Here is a 17,912-nt window from a genome sequence, read left to right as displayed (position 1 = left end):
AATGCGAACGCTGACGACGGCACCGCGTGCGCGCGCACGCGTAGGGGGCCGCTCGAAACGCTCGAAACCTCCCCGGGGAACCTGCAGCGGGACCTACAGCCGGCACCGGCAGGGCGCGGTGACCAGGGTGCGGGCCGCCTCGTCCAGGTGCGCCACCGTCCCCGAATCCAGGCAGTAGCGGCAGCCCAGCGCGGCGGCCACCGCCGGATCGGACCAGATGCGGTGCTCCCAGGCCGCCGGCCGCTGCGGCGGCTCGCCCTGGCCGCGTTCAGCGGGCTCGTGCTCGCCACCGACCCAGCCCAGGCCGCCGCAGAAGGTGCAGGCGATGCGCAGCCGGCCCAGGCGCCGGCCGCCGTCGCCGTCGCATTCGGGGCAGGGGAGCGGGTCGGTCATTTCCGCCCGGTCCCGGCGCAGGCGGTGCAGGGCACCCACACCGACTGTTTCTTGCTGCTGCCGTTGCGGTCGACCCATTCGCCGGCGGCGCCCAGGCAGGTGCCGCAGATCGGCGGTTCCTTCGTGTCATCGGTGGCCATGCCCCGACGCTACGCGGCGCAGGCGGCACTGTCAGTCTCGCACGGCAACGGTGGCTATGTCGGTGAAGGGCAGAGCCACAACAGCGCGATGCGCCGCTCATCCGGACCAGGGATGCTGTTCGGCGTGGTCGAGCATGGTCAACGCCTGGCGCAGTTCCCGGCGCAGCGGCTCGGTCCAGCGGCGGATGTCGGGCCGCGGGTCGGCGAACGGGTCGATCCATTCCTCGTCCGGGCCGAAGCGGTCCTCACCCGGGCCGACACGGCAGCGCTTGCCGAACTCGCCGTAGGCCATGTCGTCAGGCTCGATGCGATACCAGTTCTCATCGCCGTCCCACTTGATCGCGATGGAATGCTCATACCGGCTGATCCGGATCTTGGGGGGTTCCATGTCGGGCAGCCTGCCAGAGGCCGCCGCTGAAACCCGGCCGAACAGCGGTGGAGGTCACCCCACGCGCGCCCGCGCGTAGGAGGCTCTGAAAACTCCGGAAACCCGCCGTCCCCTCTCTCCTGCTCGCCCCTGCCCGGGGCCCGCCTCAGCCGTCAGCGCGGCCGCCGGTCAAGTCCTTACGGTGGCCGGCCCCCAGCGGCGGCCGCGGGACTTGACCAGCGGCAAGCGACGGCTACGCTCTCCCGGCCCGGCCAGGGGTGGGCCGCCCGAACATCGTCGGCCTCCTCGCGCGCCCGCGCGTAAAGGGCCTGGCGACCGCCGGACGTCAGCGGCGGTACCCCTGGCGCGGGTACCACCGGAATACGGCGGAAACGGGCCGTAGGCTTGATCATCAATCGGAATCACTTCGCAGTTGCCGCAACCGCACGGTGTCGTCCCTGGGCCTCGCACAGCCACGGCCGAGGACGGCACGCTGTTCATGTCGTTCCTGCCCGCGATCAGCAAGGACGCCCTCAACAAGATCAGCAACGATGTCCGCTCCTGGCGGCTTCACCGGCGGATCGGCTCAACCTTCGTCCAACTGGCCAAAGCGACCAACCCGATCGTTCAAGGCTGGATGCAGTACTACGGCGCGTTCTACCGCACCGCGCTGTATCCCCTCCTGGAGCGCATCAACTCCTACCTGATGCGCTGGATCCGCAAGAAATACCGGCGACTGCGAACGATCAAGAAGGCACTCCGCGCTTTTCGAAACGCGGTCCGTGCCTACCCGGCCATGTTCCGGCATTGGCAATGGGTACCGCACGCCTGGAGAACAGGGTTACAAGAGCCCGGTGACGGGAGACTGTCACGCCGGGATCTGAGGGGGCCCGAGGCTGAGATGCCTCGGGCTACCCGCCTGGCATTGACCTGCGGTTTCTTCACAGTAGGCCGGATGGCCCAAGCTGAATTATCTTCCTATACACGCAGGCCAGGCCCTACTTCGTTGGATTCACGGCCGAAACTACGAGGACCCCTCGATAGGAAGCAGAAGCGACGCGGACTCAGCATCGCCGCGTAGCCCGTCGCTGCCGGCGACAACCAATTGTTGTTGGCCAGAAGGTTGTTGATGCCGGCTTTCAGCGTGGCGTGCAATGCCACGAACACGACACTGGGCGCCGCGCGGGATTCTTCGTGTCAGCGCCGGGGCAGGGCGAGCGCGCATAGGGCGAACGTGATGGCGAATGCTGCCTGGACGAGCATGCAGATCGCCAGCGCGCTCATGTAAGCCTGACCTGTCGGGGCTGTGGAACCGGCCAGGGCCGCACCGAGTAGACCTCCGGCGACGGCGACGCCGAGGCCCATAGCGGCTTGCTGTGTGGTTTGAAGCACGCCGGATGCTGCTCCCGCGGATGCTGGAGAGACCTCGGCGATCATCGCTCCGACGAGCGGTCCGAACATGAAGGCCTGACCGACACCGACTCCGACGAGGAGGGCGGCGAACGTCCACGAGTTCAGGCCGGCACCCTGGAGGAACACGGAGACGGCTGTGATGCTCAGGAGTGCGGCTTGGATGAGTCCGCCGATGGTGAGGAGCCTGCGGAACCCGAAACGGGGCGCGAGCTTCCCCGACCAGATCGACACGGTAAGGAAGCACAGGGAGAACGGCAACAGCACCAGGGCCGCGTGCATGGGAGACCATCCGAGCCCCGTCTGCGTGGAGATCGCGTAGAGGAACGTGAACGCACCGAACGCGGACTGGAGCATCAACGCCATCATCAGCCCGATCCGGTAGGAGTTGAGTCGAAACAGGGGCGGCGGAACGAGCGGAACGCGGTCACTACGGTGCAGCCGCAACTGCCACCGCCAGAACGCTGCGAAGAGCACCGGCGTTGCCCCCAGCAGCGCCCAGCACCAGACCGGCCAGCCCAGTGTGCCGCCCTGGGAGATCGGGATCATGAGTGCCAGCAGGGCGAGCCCGAGCAGTGTCGTCCCGATCAGGTCGAGCGACCGGTGGCCGGGCGCACTGGTATCGGGCAGCCAGCGCAGCGCAGCGCCGAACGCGATCACGCCCATGAGCACGCTCATCGCGAAGACCATGCGCCAGGGGGCACCGAGCAGGGGGACGGACAGCAACAGGCCGCCGAGGACCTGACCGATCGCCGTGGCCCCGCCAGCGGTCGCACCGAACAGCGCGACAGCACGGGCACGTTCGGGCCCCTGGGTGGACGCCGTGATCGTCGCCAGCACCTGGGGAACCATGGCCGCCGCAGAGATTCCGGTGAGAGCCCGCGCGGCGATCAACACGGTGATGCTCGGGGCCAGGGTCGCGACCAGGGAGAACAGGATGAAACCGGCCATGCCGAGCAGGAAGAGTCGGCGTCGCCCGTACAGATCCCCGAGCCTGCCCCCGAGGACCATCGGAACGGCGAACCCCAACGCATACACCGACACCACCAACGACTGCTCGGCAGCCGTGGCCCCCAGGGAAGCACCGATGTCGGGCACGGCGATACCCGCCGCCGCGAAACTGGCCACCGACAACAGCAACGCCGACAGTGTCGTCAGGAGCCGGCCCATCCCCAGCCCCGGAGTCGGAGGCTCCGATGGACCCGGTGCAGGCGGCGGCGCGGCACGGTCGTTCTCTCTGTCAGGTTCGCCTGTGCGGGAGGAGGGGTTGTCATGTGGTGCAGAAGATGTGGCCATGCCGTCCACCTTGAAGGGCTGCTTATCCTGGCACCAGGAGCCTATTTATGGGGGTACTGACCACTACCTGGATACCGGGTTCTCCGTGCGGGAGGATGAAGACATGACAGAGACCAGGCCCGCCGCGATCCGGCGCGAGCTCGGTGACTTCCTCCGCAGCCGGCGCGAACGAGTGACCCCGCAGCAGGTAGGTCTCCCGTCCACAGGGCGACGGCGGACACCCGGACTACGGCGCGAAGAGGTCGCCGTCCTCGCGGGGGTCGGCGTCACCTGGTACACCTGGCTCGAACAAGGCCGGCCCATCAACGTCAGCATTCAGGTCCTGCAGGCGATCGCCCGAGCCCTGCGTCTGGATGACATCGAAAGACGGCACCTGCACCAGCTCGCCGGATCAAGTACGCCGAAAGCCGAGCCCGCCGAATGTGCCCCGGGACTCACCGCGGCGTTTCAACCTGTCCTGGACAAGCTCGATCCGTTCCCTGCGTGCCTGCAAACGCCGCTGTTCGATGTGGTGGCATACAACCGTGCCTACCGGTTCCTGTTCACCGACCTTGACCTCATCCCACCTGGTGAACGCAACTGCGCGGTGCAATTCTTCACCGACCCTGACTGGCGCAGCCGCTACATCGACGGTGAGCTGGTTGCCGTCCGGATGGTCGCAAGAATGCGCGCCGAAGTCGGCACCGACCTCGGCGCCCCTGCCGCTGCCGGAGTCATTGACGACCTCCGGGAACGATCAGAGGAGTTCGCCCGACTGTGGGCTCGTCACGACGTACTGCCCCAGCAGTACGAGACAAAGCGCCTCGACAGCCCTCTTGTCGGGCAGCTTCAGCTGAACTTCGTCTCCACCAGTGTTTCGGAGACGGGCCACCGGATGACCGTGATGACGCCGGCCGATGAGTCCACCTCACTACGTCTGACCCAGATGGCAGACCTCACGGCCCTCTACTCGGGACCGCGCGACCAGCCCCAAAGTAACTCTTTGTAACGTCTCAGAATCGATACGTGGCGGTCACGGATGAGCGGTACCGAACCGTAGCGACATCGGTGCGGAGCAGGGTGCATGCGAATCTTCAGTGCAATCGGGGGATAAAGGGTCCCTGCCGATGCGCAGAGAGTGGGAGCTGGAAGACCTCATCGAGTGCTGGACATTGGATGAGGCCGAGGCCGAGCTGTTGGCGAACAAGAGCGGTGGCACCCGTCTCGGATTCGCGCTGATGCTGAAATTCTTCGAGCTGGAGGGCCGTTTCCCGCGCCGGGAGGACGTGCCCAAAGCCGCGGTCGACTACGTGGCCGGCCAGGTGAAGGTCGATGCGGCTCTGGTCGCCGAGTACCGCTGGTCCGGCAGCACGATCGAGTACCACCGGGCGCAGATCGGCCGGTTCCATGGCTTTCGCGAGCCGACGGTCGCCGATGAAGACAAGCTGACGTTCTGGCTAGCCGACAAGATCTGCCCAGTGGAGACCTCGCGGGAGCGGCTGCGCGCCGCGCTGCTGACCCGCTGCCGCGAGGAACGGACCGAGCCGCCCACGCCCAAGTAGATCGAACGACTGGCCAGCGCGGCCGAGGCGCTGTTCGAGCGGGAGCTCACCACGACCACGATGCGGCGGTGGCCGGTCTCGGCGGTGGCCGCGCTCGAAGATTTGATCGCGGTTCCCGACCCCGACCCGGACGGCGAGGGCGAGGCTGGGGCCGCCAGAGCGCGCAGCTTCCTGCAGGAGCTGAAGGAGGACCCGGGGCCGCTGCAGCTGGAGACGCTCCTGGCCGAGATCGTCAAGCTGGAGCGGGTCAAGGCGATCGGCCTGCCGGAGCACCTGTTCGAGGAAGTGTCGGAGAAGGTCGTGGAGGCGTGGCGGGCACGGGCGATGCGCATGTACCCGTCCGACTTCGCCGCCGCACCCGAGCCGATCCGGCTGACTTGCTGGCGGCGTTGTGCTGGGTGCGCAAGGCGGAGATGATCGACGGCCTGGTGGAACTGCTGATCCAGCTCGTGCACAAAACCAGCGTGCGGGCCGAGAAGAAGGTCGAGAACGAGATCAGCAGCGAGTTCCGGCGGGTGCAGGGCAAGCACGGCATCTTGGCCCGCCTCGCCCAGGCGGCCCTGGACCTGCCCGAGGAGCTTGTCCGCACGGCGATCTACCCGGTGGTCGGCGCCGGCACGCTGGCCGACATCGTGGCCGAGGCCAAGGCGAACGAGAAGGCATTCAACCAGCGGGTGCGGATCAAGCTGCGCGGCTCCTACTCGCGCCACTACCGGCGCGGTCTGCCCAAGCTGCTGCGCGCTGGCCTTCCATTGCAACAACACCCTCCAGCCGGTGATGGACGCCCTGAAGTTGCTGGACCGCTACGCCGACTCCGAGGGCGTCTTCTACGATCGCTCCGAGACTGTGCCGATCGAGCATGTGGTGCCTGAAGACTGGCAGGAGGCGGTGGTCGACGAACGCGGCCGGATCGAGCGCATCCCTTATGAGCTGTGCGTGCTGGTGGCGCTGCGCAAGGCGATCCGCCGGCGGGAGATTTGGGGGGAGGGCGGCGAGATCTGGCGCAACCCCGCGGCCGACCTGCCGGCCGACTTCGACGACAACCGTGACGTGCATTACGAGGCACTCTCGAAGCCCCGCGACCCGGCGACGTTCATCGCCGACTTGCAGCGCTGCACCTGATCGCCGCCGCCATCACCTACCTCGACACGCATCTGATCCAGATCGTGCTGCGGGATCCGGCCTGGCGAAAACGGCTGAGTCCGGCCGATCGGCGGGGCCTTTCGGCTCTGTTCTGGACCCATCTCGACCTGTACGGGCGCTTCGAGCTCGACATGAGCCGCCACCTGGAGTTGGACGGCCTCCCCTTCAGCCCGCCTGACAGGGCGGGGATGCCACCCGACTCGGCCCGGTGGCGTGCGGCCGGCTGGAGAACCTGCTCCGCTCCCGGCGTGTCCAGGAGGCGCTTGTTGGCGCCGCCTTGCTCGCGCTCGGAGCTGCGTGTCCCGGGCGCGGTCGACTCCGAGGAAGAGGCGGGACAGGTTCAGCGATTCGAGACCGACGCATCCGCATGGCGGCGCTGCGCGTTGATCCCGCCGCCTCACCGGGCGGGCTTGATTTACAACTCCGTGGATGCCTCGTTGGCGGCGCCGCCGGCACTGTGGGTGCTGACCGCGCTGGTTTGGATGCCGTCGAGGAGCCAGGTAAGGCCGAAGGTGAAGCTGGTGTCCCAGTCGCTGTTCTCGGCGAGGGGGCCGTGGGTGGCGAGGACGGGGTACCGGTCACAGTTGGCGCGGAAGTGCTCCTGAGCGGCTTGTCGCGCGCCTTGCTCCTCCCGGGCCGTCCAGGTTGCCTGCATGAGCGCAGAACCGATGACGTAGTTGGACAAGCCGTACGCCGCAGCGGTCAGGTGGGGCTCGGTGACCCCGGCCTCCACGAGGGTGGCATACAGGAACTCGCTGCGGGCGAGCACATTGGGGCCTAGCATCGGACGGCCGAGCAGCGCCGTCGACCAGGGATGTTCCAGCAGGACGGCACGCCATCCGCTGATCAGCGCGGTGATGTCGGCACGCCAGTCCTTGCTGCCTTCGCTCGGGATCTCAACCGCTGCGAAGATCGTGTCGAGGGCGAGGTCAAGGACGTCATCCTTGGTTTTCACGTGCCAGTACAGCGTTGTGGAGCCGGTGCCAAGGCGCTCGGCGAGCCGCCGCATGGTCAGCCGGTCGGCGCCTTCCTCATCCAGGAGGGCTATGGCCTCGTCCACGATCCGGTCGCGGCTGAGCGGCGGCGCTTCACGCGCCGCCCGCGCGGGCGGCCGCAGCCACACGTCTCCTGCCGATCCTGAGTGTCTCGCTCCCAATCCGCCCTCCTCGTCGTCGCAAAGCCGAGTCTAGTATGGTGATCGAGCACTGGATCACTGATCTAGTACTCGAACAACGGTCCAATCCTTGGTCAGAAGGCAGTCGACCGGCAGGGAGGAACACGGTGGCGGGACATGTCGAGGTGGACCGGCTCACCTACGTGCTGCCGGACGGGCGACTGCTTCTTCACGAGGTCTCGTTTCGCATCGGTGACGGTGTCAAGGCCGGGCTGGTGGGGCCGAACGGCGCGGGCAAGACCACCCTGCTGCGACTGATCGCCGGAGATCTGCAACCGGACGACGGCCGGGTGGCCTGCTCAGGTGGGTTGGGGGTGATGCGGCAGTTCATCGGCAGCGTCCGAGACGACCGGACCTTGCATGATCTGCTGTTGTCAGTGGCCCCAGACCAGGTCCGCGCCACCGCCGCGAACCTGGACCGGGCGCAGTCGGCGCTGGCGGAATACGACAATGAGACGACGCAACTGGCCTATGCGCATGCGATCAGCGACTACGCCGACGCTGGCGGCTACGACATGGAGGTGGTGTGGGACACCTGCGCGACAGCGGCCTTGGGCCTGCCCTACGACGCGGTCCGGGAACGCCCGGTGATCACCCTGTCGGGCGGCGAGCAAAAACGCATCGTCTTGGAGGCCCTGTTGCGCGGACCGGATCAGGTCCTGCTGCTGGACGAGCCGGACAACTACCTCGACGTGCCCGCCAAGCTATGGCTGGAAGATCAGCTGCGCGCTACCTCCAAGACCGTGCTGCTGGTCTCCCATGACCGGCAGTTGCTGGCCAACGCCACGGACCGCATCGTGACCGTGGAAGCGCGCGGCGTCTGGGTCCACGGCGCGGGCTTCGCCACCTACGCTCAGGGCCGCCAGAACCGCATCGACCGGCTGGAGGAACGGCGCCGCCGCTGGGACGAGGAACACGCCAAGCTCAGGCGCCTGGTGCAGACCCTCCGGCAGACAGCGGCCAACAACGATGCCGTTGCCTCCGCCTACCGGGCCGCCCGCACGCGGCTGGCACGGTTCGAGGAGGCAGGCCCGCCCGAGCGCCCGCCCAAACGGCAGAACGTCCGGATGCGGCTGCGCGGCGGCCGGACCGGCAAACGCGCCATCATCTGCGAAGCCCTGGAACTCACCGGTCTGATGCGGCCCGTCGACGCCGAGATCTGGTACGGCGAACGCGTGGGCGTCCTCGGCTCCAACGGTTCGGGCAAATCTCATTTCCTCCGACTGCTGGCCGAAGCGGCGGACGGCGCGGTCCCCTCGGTACGCCACAGCGGTTCTGTACGGCTGGGTGCCCGGGTCGTGCCCGGCCACTTCGTGCAGACCCACGCCAGGCCCGAACTGCACGGCCGCTCCCTCGCTGAGCTGGTGATGGCCGGGCATGCTCTCACGCTGAACGAAGCAATGGCCGCGCTTGCCCGCTACGAACTCGCACCAGCCGCTAATCAGCGGTTCGAGACCCTGTCTGGCGGGCAGCAGGCCCGGCTGCAGATCCTGCTGCTGGAACTGTCGGGTGCGACGCTGCTGCTGCTCGACGAACCCACCGACAACCTCGACCTGGCCAGCGCCGAGGCCCTGCAACAGGGCCTCGCGTCCTTCGCCGGCACCGTGTTGGCGGTGACCCATGACCGCTGGTTCGCCGCCGACTTCGACCGCTTTCTCATCTTCGGCGCCGACGGAACCGTCTACGAGAGCGACGAACCGGTATGGGACGAAGCCCGCGTCGAGCGTGCCCGCTGAACGATAAGGACAAAACGTCGTGGCCATGGCTGCCGGGGCTGGTGGTGGGCATGGTCACCCCTGGCGAGTGGGAGATCGTGGGGACCGATGACCGCCTGGTGAAGGGGTTGGACGCCGGTGGGAACCCGGCCTACCGGTGTGCTGCCGCGCTGCCGAGGCGATCCGCCTGCGGTAGGCCCTGGCCGGTCAGGTCGCGCCCTGCTGGTCGTGGTCGCGCAGCATGCGCAGGACGGTCGCGGCCGAGGGGTGGCGGCCCTTTTTCGCGCCGCTGGTGATGACGAGCCGGGCGGCGATGTCGCGCAGGCTGAGGTTCTGGCCGCGCAGGTGCAAAGCCATGGACAGCATGTTCTCGTCGGTGACGGCGGCGCCGCCGATGTGTTTGCCGCGGGCGCGGGCGAATTCGTGGCCTTCCAAGGTGCGCTCGCGGATGTACTCGCGTTCCATCTCGGACAGGGCCGCGAGCACGGTGAACACCACGCCCGAAGGGGCGTGGGAGCCCTGCAGGTCGCCGGTGAGGAACTCCAGGGCGATGCCGGCGGCGTGCAGTTGCTCGGCCAGGGCGGCCAGATCGAGGCCGCGGCCGAGGCGTTTGTGCTCGTGCACCACGAGGGTGACCGCTACCCCGGCCGCGCGCAGTTCCCGGGCCAGGGTGACGGCCTTGTCGAGCTCGGGGCGGATGGTGGCACGGGTGGAGATCTTCTCGGCGAAGACGCGGGTGACGCCGGCGGCCTTGAGTGCGTCGAGCTGGGTGTCCAGGGACTGGCGGACGGTGGAGGCGCGAGCGTGACCGATCCGCGCGCCCGGCCGGGTCGGCGTCGGCCGCGGCCGGGCGGGGCAGCTGGACCCAGGCCGTGCCTGGCTTGCGGATGGCCGGGGTCGGGACGTTGAGCGTCTTGGCGAGCGCGGGCACGAGCCGGAAGCGGGCGGTGTGATACTGGACGGCCACCTTGCCCCGGCCGGTGCGGCAGGGCGAGCCGGCGGGGGCGGCGCAGGAGGTCATCGGGCAGTCGTGGGCCTCCACGTGGAGGTAGTCGTCGTCGCGCACCCCGAGGTCGTTTCATAGGAGTGTTTCACGTGACTACCCGTTTGCATCGACCTATGAAACAGTGACCGCCCTGGACGCGCTCTGCCGTTATGCCGTGTTTCATAGGTGGTCACTTATGAAACGATCTCGAACGGCCCCGAAAAACACGCTCCGTGAACGTGATTACAGAGAGCTACTTTGCGGCCTATGACACCGACCCGAGCGGAGGGCCGCGACGGGCGGCGATGATCGGGTCGACGGCCCGGACGGTCAGGCACCCGGCGGGGCCGCCGATGGGGCGGCCGTGCCGGGTCACGGCGACGCCGAGATGACCGTGCTGGTCGATGCGGACGAAGACCAGGCCGCCGGTGCGGCCGTGCTCGGCCAGGGCGCGGGCCCAGGCGGGGAAGGCGTACCAAGCAGGTGACGGCGTGGCGGCCGTATTTCACGGCGCGCTGCCGCAGCTCCATGCCCCGGGGGTGCGGGATGACCTGCTCCAGGCCCAGGGCGACGAGCTTTGATTCGCGGGCGGCGGTCGCGGAACCGAGCAGCGGCAGCACGGCGTCGCGCCGGCCGACCGGGGTGGTGCGGTCCAGCGCGGTGAGCATGGCGCGCAGGCCGGGCGAGCCGGCTATGGACGAGACGTCGGCGCAGGAGTCCCATGCCTCCTCGAGTCAGCGCCTGGTTACAGCCCGGCTCTGCCCATGGGGTTGTCCTTCCAGCGGTCGACGGCGCGGACGTAGCCGTGCACGGTGGGGGAGGTGGGCTTCCACCGGCCCTGTTCGGCGATTTTTCCGGTGGGCACGTTCGCGTCGGCCAGGGTGGTGGCGCCGCCGGCGCGTAGCCCGTGTGCGCTGTAGCGCTCGGCGTCGGCCAGACCGGCGCGCAGCGCGGCGTCCTTGACGATGGTGTTCAGCGTGACGCCCGACAGTCGTAGTCCACCGCGGCCGGCCCAGCCGGGGGTGCCGCCGATGCGGCCGAAGCGGTCGATGGGCCGCAGCAGCGCCCCGGTGGTGATGTCGTGCTCGCGCAGCACGGCCAGCCAGGTCTGCACCGAGCGGACCGGGCAGGTGGACAGGTGCGAGCCGTAGGGGACCGCGACGGTCTGCCCGGCGGCGTCCTGGTCGGTTTTGCTGACGGGGACGAACACCTCCAGTCCCTGGCGTGGGAAGGTGAGGTGCTCGCAGTCGAGGGCGGCGAGTTCGCTGCGCCGGCCCATCAGCGCGAAGCCGAGCACCAGCGCGGCCCGGTCCCGGATGCCGGTCGGGGTGTCGTCGGGGGTGTGCTCGACGAGGCTGCGCAGGATGTCGATGGTGATCGGCGGGGCCTTGCGCACCGTGCGGCCCGGCTTGGTGCTCCAGGTGCGGCGGTAGGCGCGCAACGCGTCGCGGGCGGCGGTGGTGTGCGGTCTGGCCAGGCCCGCCTTGCCGTGCGCGGACGACACACAGGCCAGCGCCTGGTCGATGCTGGCCGGGGCCAGGCCGCGGCCGGCCAGCTCGGCGACGAAGGAGGCCAGGGTGGCGGCGGTGGCCGGCAGCGGGGTGCGGCCGGTGGCCGTGCACCAGGACAGGTAGTCGGCCCAGACGCGGGCGTAGGCGCGGGTGGTGTTGGCCGCCGGAGCCGCCGCGATCAGCCGCGCCGCTTCCTCGGTCACGTACTCGTCGGCCGAGCGCCGCTCTCCGACGACCGTCACCCCGTCCAAAACGACCGCATCGCCCATACGTGCCGCGCTGTCGGCCGGTGCGCGCCGGGCGAGCGTGGTTCCAGACAAGCTCGGCTCCTCGGGGGAGGCATCTACCCCGGCACCGACATCAAGGCCCGGCGTCGTGCCGTTACCGTCGTCTGGGCGCTCTCGGTGCATCCGGCCACTCCTTTTAATTCATAGGATCATTGGTTCTATTTCTGCGCTGCCAGGCTTGCGATAAGCAAAGTTATCGCAAGCCTGCCCGGCACGCACGCATCGGCGCTATGTCGTAACGTGACGCTTCGATTTTTTATCGTGTCATGCAGACACGTTTTGATAGAGTGCTTGGGTGGCTGACAACGCATCACCCCGCCCCGCGGATGACCCGAAAAACGCCGCTTTCGGCCTCGGCTCGGAACCGGGTCACCCGGCCGACCCGCCCGCGGTGCCGCTCGACGACGACCCGCCCGGCGCCACCGGCCGCTCCGACGGCGGGCCGGGGATGGCGGCCGGACCGCTCCCGTCGCCCGCCGCCGATGCGGCGGCCCCGCACGGCCGATGTGCCTGGGACGGCCAGCCGCTGCCGCGCTCCACCGGCCGCCGGCCCCGCCAGTACTGCAGCGACGCCTGCAAAACCGCCGCCTCCCGCGCGCGGCGCAAAGAACAACTCACCGCGGTGACCGCCGCGGTGACCGAATCCGGTGCGATCCTGACCGAAGCACGCCCGCTGCAGGAGGCCCTGCGCACGCTCGTCGACCGCTTCGCCGAAAAGGTCGACCTGGCCGAGAGCGGCGCGCTGGCCCGGATCAGCGCCGCCGAAGCCGAAGCTGCCGAGGAGCGTGCGGACGCCGCGATCGCCCGCGAGCAGGCCGCGGCCGCCGAGCGCGCCCGCATCAGTGCCGAGCGGCGGATGCGCGAGGCCGAGCAGGCCCGGCGACTGGCCGAGGAGCGCGAGGACACCGCCCGTGCCGACCTGGAACGTATCGGGGAAAAGACCCGCGCCGAAGTGCTCGAACTCGGCGAAAAGCTCGGCGACGCCAAGAGGGCCACCGAGCACGCCGCGGCGGTGGCCGCCGACCAGGCCACCCAGCTGCGCGCGCTACGCACCGAAAACCGCGAGCTGCAGGCCGCCCGCACGGCACTGGACGACGAGCTCGCCGAACGCGGCCGCCAGCTGCAGACCGCGCAGCACACCAGCGCCCGGCTGCGGACCCAGCTGGGCGAGCACAGCGACCGGGCCGCGGCCCTGGCGCTGCAACTGGCCACCGCTACTGCCGACGCCACCACAGCACGCGAGGAGGCCTTGGCCACCCACGCCGACCTCGAGCGGGTGCGCCAGCGCCACGACGAGCAGACCCAGCACCTGCGCGCCGAGCTGGAGGCCGCCCGGCAGCAGGCCGAGGCCCGCGCCACCGAGCTGATCCGGGTCCAGACACTGCACGAGGCCGACCAGGACCTGCTCGCCGAACTACGCCGCCAGCGGGAGGACCTCAAGGCCCGCCACGCCGCCCTGCAGGCCGAAGTGGGGGAGCTGCGAGCCGAGATCGGACGGCTGCGGGCGCGCTCCGCACCCGGCGCCGCAGAGCCCGGACAGAACCGATGAAGCCCTGCCCAGCCGGTATCGCCGCAGGTCAGCGTGGACCGATTCGCCCGTCAAGCACGGTGTTGACGGCCAGGGGCAGGAACGGAATCCCGTGCCGCGGTGGTGTAGCCGACCGCCCTGTGCCGGACCCGCAATCACCACAGTAGCTCCCGAGGTGCCGAGGCGATACCGTCTGTGATCCCGTCCTGGGGTGTCTGTAAGACTGCTGTCACCCGGTAAACGCGATTGCGTTAGTGCAGGTCAGAGGGCAACAGCGGTACCGTAAGGGAAATCCCGCGAATCACAGATCCTCGAGATAGCCGGCGGCAATGTCGTCGGGCGGGTTGGTGTGCATGCGCAGGTAACAGGTCATGGGCGTGGCCGAGTTGGCGTTCAAACTCGGCGCGGTTGTGGCCGGCGGCTTGCGACAGCGCGGAGGCGAAGGTGTGCCGGGCGTCGTGCGGGACGAAGGATGCCGATCTTACGGTCCGGGTCGGGCATCTGGGCGTCATGCAGGCGGTCGATCGGGGTCAGCACTCCTGCAACGGAATCCGGTGTTAACGCGGTTCCCGCAGGTTAGCGAACTCCCGTCTTCTCCTCTTCTAAACGCGGTCCGACATTCTGCTATGCCGAAGACCCATCGCAGGTCGGGCGGGGAAGCTGTGTGTCACTGTTCGAGGCTGGGTGGTGAGTAGGCGAGCACGTCGGGCACGGGGGCGTCATAACGCTCGATGTCGACCAGCGCGCTGTGAGCACTCGGTCCTTGTGACAGGCGCGAGCAGGGCCGGTCTGCCGTGAGAACGTTCGGGTTGCTGTGACGATCCAGCGTTCCGCTCGTGCCTGGCTGAACCGGATCCCACCACGCCCCGGTGGACAGTTGGACGACGCCCGGCATGACGTCGTCGGAGAGGATCGCGCCCGCGAGGCAGCTCCCCCGGTCGTTGTAGATGCGCACGATCACGCCGTTCTCGATGCCGCGTGACGCGGCGTCCGACGGATTGATCGTCACGGGCTCACGGCCGCGGATTTTCGAACTGAGGCTGTGGCTGCCGTTGTCGTATTGGCTGTGCAGGCGTGAGGCGGGTTGATTCGAGATCAGGTGCAGCGGGAATCGGCCCGACAGATCGGCGCGGAGCCATTCCACTGGTTCGAACCACTTGGGATGGCCGGCGCAGTCGTCGTAGCCGAATGAGTCGATCTCCTCGGAGAAGATCTCGATTCGGCCCGACGGTGTCAGCAGGGGGTAACGCTGCGGATCTGAGCGGAGGGCTTCGAAACTGCCGGGAAACGGTCCGATAAGCGCGGGTAGCTCTGCGGTGGTGTTTCTCCAGAAGTCCTCGAAGCCCGGCAAGGCGGCGTCGCCGCCGAGCTTGGCCCTCGTCTGCTCGTAAAGGTGCCGGACCCATTCGATCTCCGAGCGTGCTTCTGTGAACTCCTGCTCGTATCCGAGCCGGGAGGCCAAAGCGGCGAAGATCTGGTGGTCGGTACGCGACTCGCCCGCCGGCTCGCGGACTTTCGGCATCGCGACGAGGTGGGGGTCTGAAAATCCGGCGGCGAAGTCGTCGCGTTCCAAGCTGGTGGCGACGGGCAGGACGATGTCGGCGAACTTGGCGGTGGCGTTCCACCAGGCTTCGTGAACGACCACCGTGTCGGGGGCTTGCCAGGCGCGGGTCAGCCGGTGGAGGTCTTGGTGGTGGTGGAACGGGTTCCCTCCGCACCAGTAGATCAGGCGAAGGTCGGGCAACGTCAGGCGTTGGCCGTCGTAGTCGATGATCTTACCTGGGTGCAGCAGGGTATCGGCGATCCTCGCCACAGGGATGAAGCCCGGAACGGGGTTGGGAACCTCGGGTATCGTCGCCACGAAGGCGCGGTCTGGGGCGACGCCGGTCGCGTCCATCGTCGCGTAACCTGCACCCCAGCCGCAGCCGGCCCGGCCCATCGAGCCCGCCATGGCGGCCAGCACGACGGACATCCAGATCGGCTGTTCGCCGTGGTCTGCCCGTTGCACCGCGTAGTTGACCATGATGAGAGAACGTTGGGTGGTAAGGCGGCGAGCGAGGTCGGTGATCGCGTCGCGACCGATGCCCGTGATCTTCGCCGCCCAGGCGGCGTCCTTCCGAACGCCGTCGAGCTCGCCGACCAGGTAGGAGGCGAAGCGGTCGAACCCGACGCAGCACCGGCGAAGGAAGTCCTCATCGTGCCACCCGTTGACCAGCATCGTGTGGGCGACGCCGAGCATCGCGGCGGTGTCGGTGTTGGGGATGACGGGCAGCCACTCGGCGTCGAGGAAGTCGGCGGTGTCGCTGCGGATGGGGCTGATGTTCACGAACCGCACCCCAGCCTCACGACACCGGCGTTGCAGGTTCAGCGTCTGGTGTCTGGCCAGCCCACCAGGGTTGATCTGGCTGTTCTTCAGGGCCAGCCCTCCGAACGCCACCACCAGCTCGCAGCTGTCGGCTATCTCGTCCCACATCGGCATCCGGGACTGGTAGCTCCATGGATGGCCGCCGATCACATGGGGGAGGATGACCTCCAGAGCCGCGGTGCTGTAGGTGTTGCGAGAGTCGGTGTATCCGCCGCCCAGCGCCAGAAACCGGTGCAGTTGACCCTGCGCGTGGTGGAACCTGCCCGCGCTCGCCCAGCCGTAGGATCCGCCGAACACCGCGCTGTCCCCGTGCTGGGAACGAACGCGACGGAGTTCATCACTCACCAAAGTGATCGCGTGGTCCCAGCTCACCTCCACGAAGGCGTCCCTGCCTCTGGCCGTGTCGTGGGCGCGCGGCTCGCCGTTCAGCCAGCCCTTGCGCACCGCGGGGCGTAGCACGCGAGCGCTGTCGTCGGCGGCCGCCACCATTCCGGGGCCGATAGGCGATGGGCTGGGATCATCGTGCCTCGGCTCGATGCGCACCAACCGGCCGGAATCGACTACGGCGATGTAACTACCCCAGTGCGTCGCAACCGACATGCGCTGCTCCACCATGCATCGACTCCGTCTCCGAAGTTTTCCGCTGATCGCAGACAGCGGTTGCCTACGTTGCGGTGAGGTGCTGCGAAGAGGCCCGGTCGCTCACGCTGCCGCGATTCGCGAGGAAAGATCATGATTGGCTGTTGGAGGGCTTGTGAAGTAGATACCGGGATCCTGGATACACCCTGTCTTCGCACTATACGCGCGTGAAGTCGACGCTCAAGAGCGCTCCCGCAGCAACGTCTATCGGCGGATAGCCCCTTCGCGCACAGGTAGAGGTCGGGGCTCCCGAATGAATTCGAGCTCGGGCCATGACCTTGCCGGCGTTCCGCCCCAGGGGGCCGCCCTCCACGTCCCGCCCGTCCCTCATTCCGCCCCTGCCCCGGAGCGCCCCACCCGACCAGTCGCCTCCGGCGCACATCCCTCCCGCCGAATCGCGGCCCTTTGGCGCGATCGTGAACCGGCACCCCTGCCAGTGCGGCGGGCGCGTGCTGTCACTCGGCGAGCCTGCCGAACAGGTGGTTGGCGGGGGCATCGGGGTCGTCGCCGTAGAAGAACTCCGCGACCGCCTTGTGGAACTCGGCGCGGTCCAACCTGCCCGAGCCGTCCAGGTCCAGCGCGGCGAAGACCGCTGCGCAGTCCTCGCTGGAAACGTCGGCGACCGACGCGAAGATCTGCCGGAACTCCACCTGGTCGATCTTGTCGTCCGCATCGAGATCACTGAGGTCGAGAAAGCAGTCGGTCACCCGCTCGATCTGCTGCGGGTACAGCGCAGGATCGGTCAGGACCCGCCGAAACCCTTCGGTCATCTCCCGCAGATCGACCTTCCCATCGCCATCCTGATCCATCGGCGCGATCACATTCGACCAGAACGCGTCCATCCCCTCGGTAAGCCGATGTGCGGTCGCGGCGTCCGCTGCGGCGCCACGAGCGGCGATGTAACGCTCGCTCATCAGCCGGACGTCCCGCTGAGTGATGAATCCGTCCCCGTCGACGTCAGCGCCCCGGAACCACTGCCGGTATTTGAGGTCTTGAAGCACAGTCATGGAAACGTAAAGTATCTATTCCATCACTTTAAGTCAACATCGCGTCGCGGTGTCGGCCACCCTGGTCGCCGAGCTGCCGCTCGGCGCGGTCCTGGACCACCTGCGGGCGGAGGACGAATAACCGCCGGCCCCGACCACGGCCTCCCGCTCCCGCGGCGCCTCCAGCGCGGCCGGGCCCGGGGCCGGCGCAAGCACGCAGGCGCGGTCGTCGTCGACCGCACAGCCGGTGGGGCACCCCGTACCCCGTCGAGGAGCACGACCGGGAAAGGCCATGCGGCCGCACCGCTTCCGGACGACCACACCTGGGCTATGGGCTCCTAGTACTACAACAACATATTGTGATGCCTTAGTCTGACCGTATGTCGAGCGTGGTGACCGCCGAGGACCTTCAGGCATGGATGGCTGGCCTGG

The 17,912-nt window shown here is 68.3% G+C and carries 18 protein-coding genes and 3 pseudogenes; 10 read left to right on the top strand and 11 right to left on the bottom strand.

Annotated features, from left to right (window positions below):
* Window positions 1-93: 93 nt before the first annotated feature.
* The 3 genes from ACZ6R6_RS46980 to ACZ6R6_RS46970 form a co-directional block, all read right to left on the bottom strand.
* Complete coding sequence (locus ACZ6R6_RS46980) at window positions 94-393, bottom strand: hypothetical protein (RefSeq protein ID WP_470103773.1); 300 nt, start codon at window positions 391-393, stop codon at window positions 94-96.
* Window positions 390-533 (bottom strand): hypothetical protein, encoded by a 144-nt coding sequence (locus tag ACZ6R6_RS46975; protein ID WP_470103772.1) that lies wholly within the window; start codon window positions 531-533, stop codon window positions 390-392. Before ACZ6R6_RS46975 ends, ACZ6R6_RS46980 begins: the two co-directional genes overlap by 4 nt.
* 97 nt (window positions 534-630) lie before the next feature.
* On the bottom strand, window positions 631-921 hold the full coding sequence (locus ACZ6R6_RS46970; protein WP_470103771.1) for a hypothetical protein: 291 nt from the start codon (window positions 919-921) through the stop codon (window positions 631-633).
* 478 nt (window positions 922-1,399) lie between these two features.
* Here ACZ6R6_RS46970 and ACZ6R6_RS46965 point away from each other — a divergent pair, with 478 nt between their 5' ends.
* Window positions 1,400-1,981: a group II intron maturase-specific domain-containing protein gene (locus tag ACZ6R6_RS46965; protein ID WP_470103769.1), complete on the top strand. Its 582-nt coding sequence runs from the start codon at window positions 1,400-1,402 to the stop codon at window positions 1,979-1,981.
* 116 nt (window positions 1,982-2,097) lie between these two features.
* On the opposite strand, the gene ACZ6R6_RS46960 is transcribed toward ACZ6R6_RS46965, so the two are convergent.
* Window positions 2,098-3,480, bottom strand: coding sequence for an MFS transporter (locus ACZ6R6_RS46960; protein WP_470103768.1), 1,383 nt, complete (start codon window positions 3,478-3,480; stop codon window positions 2,098-2,100).
* Window positions 3,481-3,709: 229 nt separating this feature from the next.
* Between ACZ6R6_RS46960 and ACZ6R6_RS46955 the strand changes: the two genes are divergently transcribed.
* The 6 genes and pseudogenes from ACZ6R6_RS46955 to ACZ6R6_RS46930 form a co-directional block, all read left to right on the top strand.
* Window positions 3,710-4,594, top strand: coding sequence for a helix-turn-helix transcriptional regulator (locus tag ACZ6R6_RS46955; RefSeq protein ID WP_470103767.1), 885 nt, complete (start codon window positions 3,710-3,712; stop codon window positions 4,592-4,594).
* 118 nt (window positions 4,595-4,712) lie between these two features.
* On the top strand, window positions 4,713-5,147 hold the full coding sequence (locus ACZ6R6_RS46950) for a DUF4158 domain-containing protein (RefSeq protein ID WP_470103766.1): 435 nt from the start codon (window positions 4,713-4,715) through the stop codon (window positions 5,145-5,147).
* Between the two features lie 60 nt (window positions 5,148-5,207).
* Window positions 5,208-5,564 (top strand): hypothetical protein, encoded by a 357-nt coding sequence (locus ACZ6R6_RS46945; RefSeq protein ID WP_470103764.1) that lies wholly within the window; start codon window positions 5,208-5,210, stop codon window positions 5,562-5,564.
* Complete coding sequence (locus ACZ6R6_RS46940) at window positions 5,561-6,019, top strand: hypothetical protein (protein ID WP_470103762.1); 459 nt, start codon at window positions 5,561-5,563, stop codon at window positions 6,017-6,019. The genes ACZ6R6_RS46945 and ACZ6R6_RS46940 overlap by 4 nt, the downstream gene beginning before the upstream one ends.
* Window positions 5,994-6,269 carry a hypothetical protein gene (locus ACZ6R6_RS46935; RefSeq protein WP_470103760.1) on the top strand — a complete coding sequence of 92 codons (276 nt, stop codon included), beginning with the start codon at window positions 5,994-5,996 and terminating at the stop codon, window positions 6,267-6,269. Before ACZ6R6_RS46940 ends, ACZ6R6_RS46935 begins: the two co-directional genes overlap by 26 nt.
* Window positions 6,260-6,352: pseudogene (locus ACZ6R6_RS46930) on the top strand (hypothetical protein); the annotation flags it as partial. The gene ACZ6R6_RS46935 and the pseudogene ACZ6R6_RS46930, both read left to right, overlap by 10 nt.
* A gap of 353 nt (window positions 6,353-6,705) precedes the next feature.
* Here the strand turns inward: ACZ6R6_RS46930 and ACZ6R6_RS46925 are convergent.
* On the bottom strand, window positions 6,706-7,413 hold the full coding sequence (locus ACZ6R6_RS46925; protein ID WP_470103759.1) for a TetR/AcrR family transcriptional regulator: 708 nt from the start codon (window positions 7,411-7,413) through the stop codon (window positions 6,706-6,708).
* 158 nt (window positions 7,414-7,571) lie between these two features.
* Here ACZ6R6_RS46925 and ACZ6R6_RS46920 point away from each other — a divergent pair, with 158 nt between their 5' ends.
* Window positions 7,572-9,200 (top strand): ABC-F family ATP-binding cassette domain-containing protein, encoded by a 1,629-nt coding sequence (locus ACZ6R6_RS46920; protein WP_470103757.1) that lies wholly within the window; start codon window positions 7,572-7,574, stop codon window positions 9,198-9,200.
* 186 nt (window positions 9,201-9,386) lie between these two features.
* On the opposite strand, the gene ACZ6R6_RS46915 is transcribed toward ACZ6R6_RS46920, so the two are convergent.
* Window positions 9,387-9,992: a recombinase family protein gene (locus ACZ6R6_RS46915; protein WP_470103793.1), complete on the bottom strand. Its 606-nt coding sequence runs from the start codon at window positions 9,990-9,992 to the stop codon at window positions 9,387-9,389.
* 94 nt (window positions 9,993-10,086) lie between these two features.
* Window positions 10,087-10,221: pseudogene (locus tag ACZ6R6_RS46910) on the bottom strand (zinc finger domain-containing protein); the annotation flags it as partial.
* Window positions 10,222-10,568: 347 nt separating this feature from the next.
* On the opposite strand from ACZ6R6_RS46910, the gene ACZ6R6_RS46905 reads away from it, so the two are divergent.
* Complete coding sequence (locus ACZ6R6_RS46905; protein ID WP_470103755.1) at window positions 10,569-10,745, top strand: hypothetical protein; 177 nt, start codon at window positions 10,569-10,571, stop codon at window positions 10,743-10,745.
* A 164-nt stretch (window positions 10,746-10,909) separates the two neighbouring features.
* Here the strand turns inward: ACZ6R6_RS46905 and ACZ6R6_RS46900 are convergent, their stop codons facing one another.
* Entirely contained in the window at window positions 10,910-11,995 is a 1,086-nt protein-coding gene (locus ACZ6R6_RS46900; RefSeq protein WP_470103754.1) for a site-specific integrase, read from the bottom strand.
* Between the two features lie 262 nt (window positions 11,996-12,257).
* Here ACZ6R6_RS46900 and ACZ6R6_RS46895 point away from each other — a divergent pair, with 262 nt between their 5' ends.
* Window positions 12,258-13,511, top strand: coding sequence for a hypothetical protein (locus tag ACZ6R6_RS46895; RefSeq protein ID WP_470103753.1), 1,254 nt, complete (start codon window positions 12,258-12,260; stop codon window positions 13,509-13,511).
* A gap of 646 nt (window positions 13,512-14,157) precedes the next feature.
* Here ACZ6R6_RS46895 and ACZ6R6_RS46890 read toward each other — a convergent pair.
* From ACZ6R6_RS46890 to ACZ6R6_RS46880, 3 genes and pseudogenes are all read right to left on the bottom strand, one after another.
* Window positions 14,158-16,470 carry a molybdopterin-dependent oxidoreductase gene (locus ACZ6R6_RS46890; RefSeq protein WP_470103751.1) on the bottom strand — a complete coding sequence of 771 codons (2,313 nt, stop codon included), beginning with the start codon at window positions 16,468-16,470 and terminating at the stop codon, window positions 14,158-14,160.
* Window positions 16,471-16,949: 479 nt separating this feature from the next.
* Entirely contained in the window at window positions 16,950-17,408 is a 459-nt protein-coding gene (locus ACZ6R6_RS46885) for an EF-hand domain-containing protein (RefSeq protein WP_470103791.1), read from the bottom strand.
* Window positions 17,409-17,426: 18 nt separating this feature from the next.
* Window positions 17,427-17,501 (bottom strand): annotated as a pseudogene (locus ACZ6R6_RS46880) (hypothetical protein); the annotation flags it as partial.
* Window positions 17,502-17,912 lie beyond the last annotated feature (411 nt).

This window comes from Streptosporangium sp. NPDC048886 (assembly GCF_055586905.1).
The sequence above is the reverse complement of the archived record's forward strand: the minus strand, read 5'-3'. Positions and strand labels throughout refer to the sequence as shown.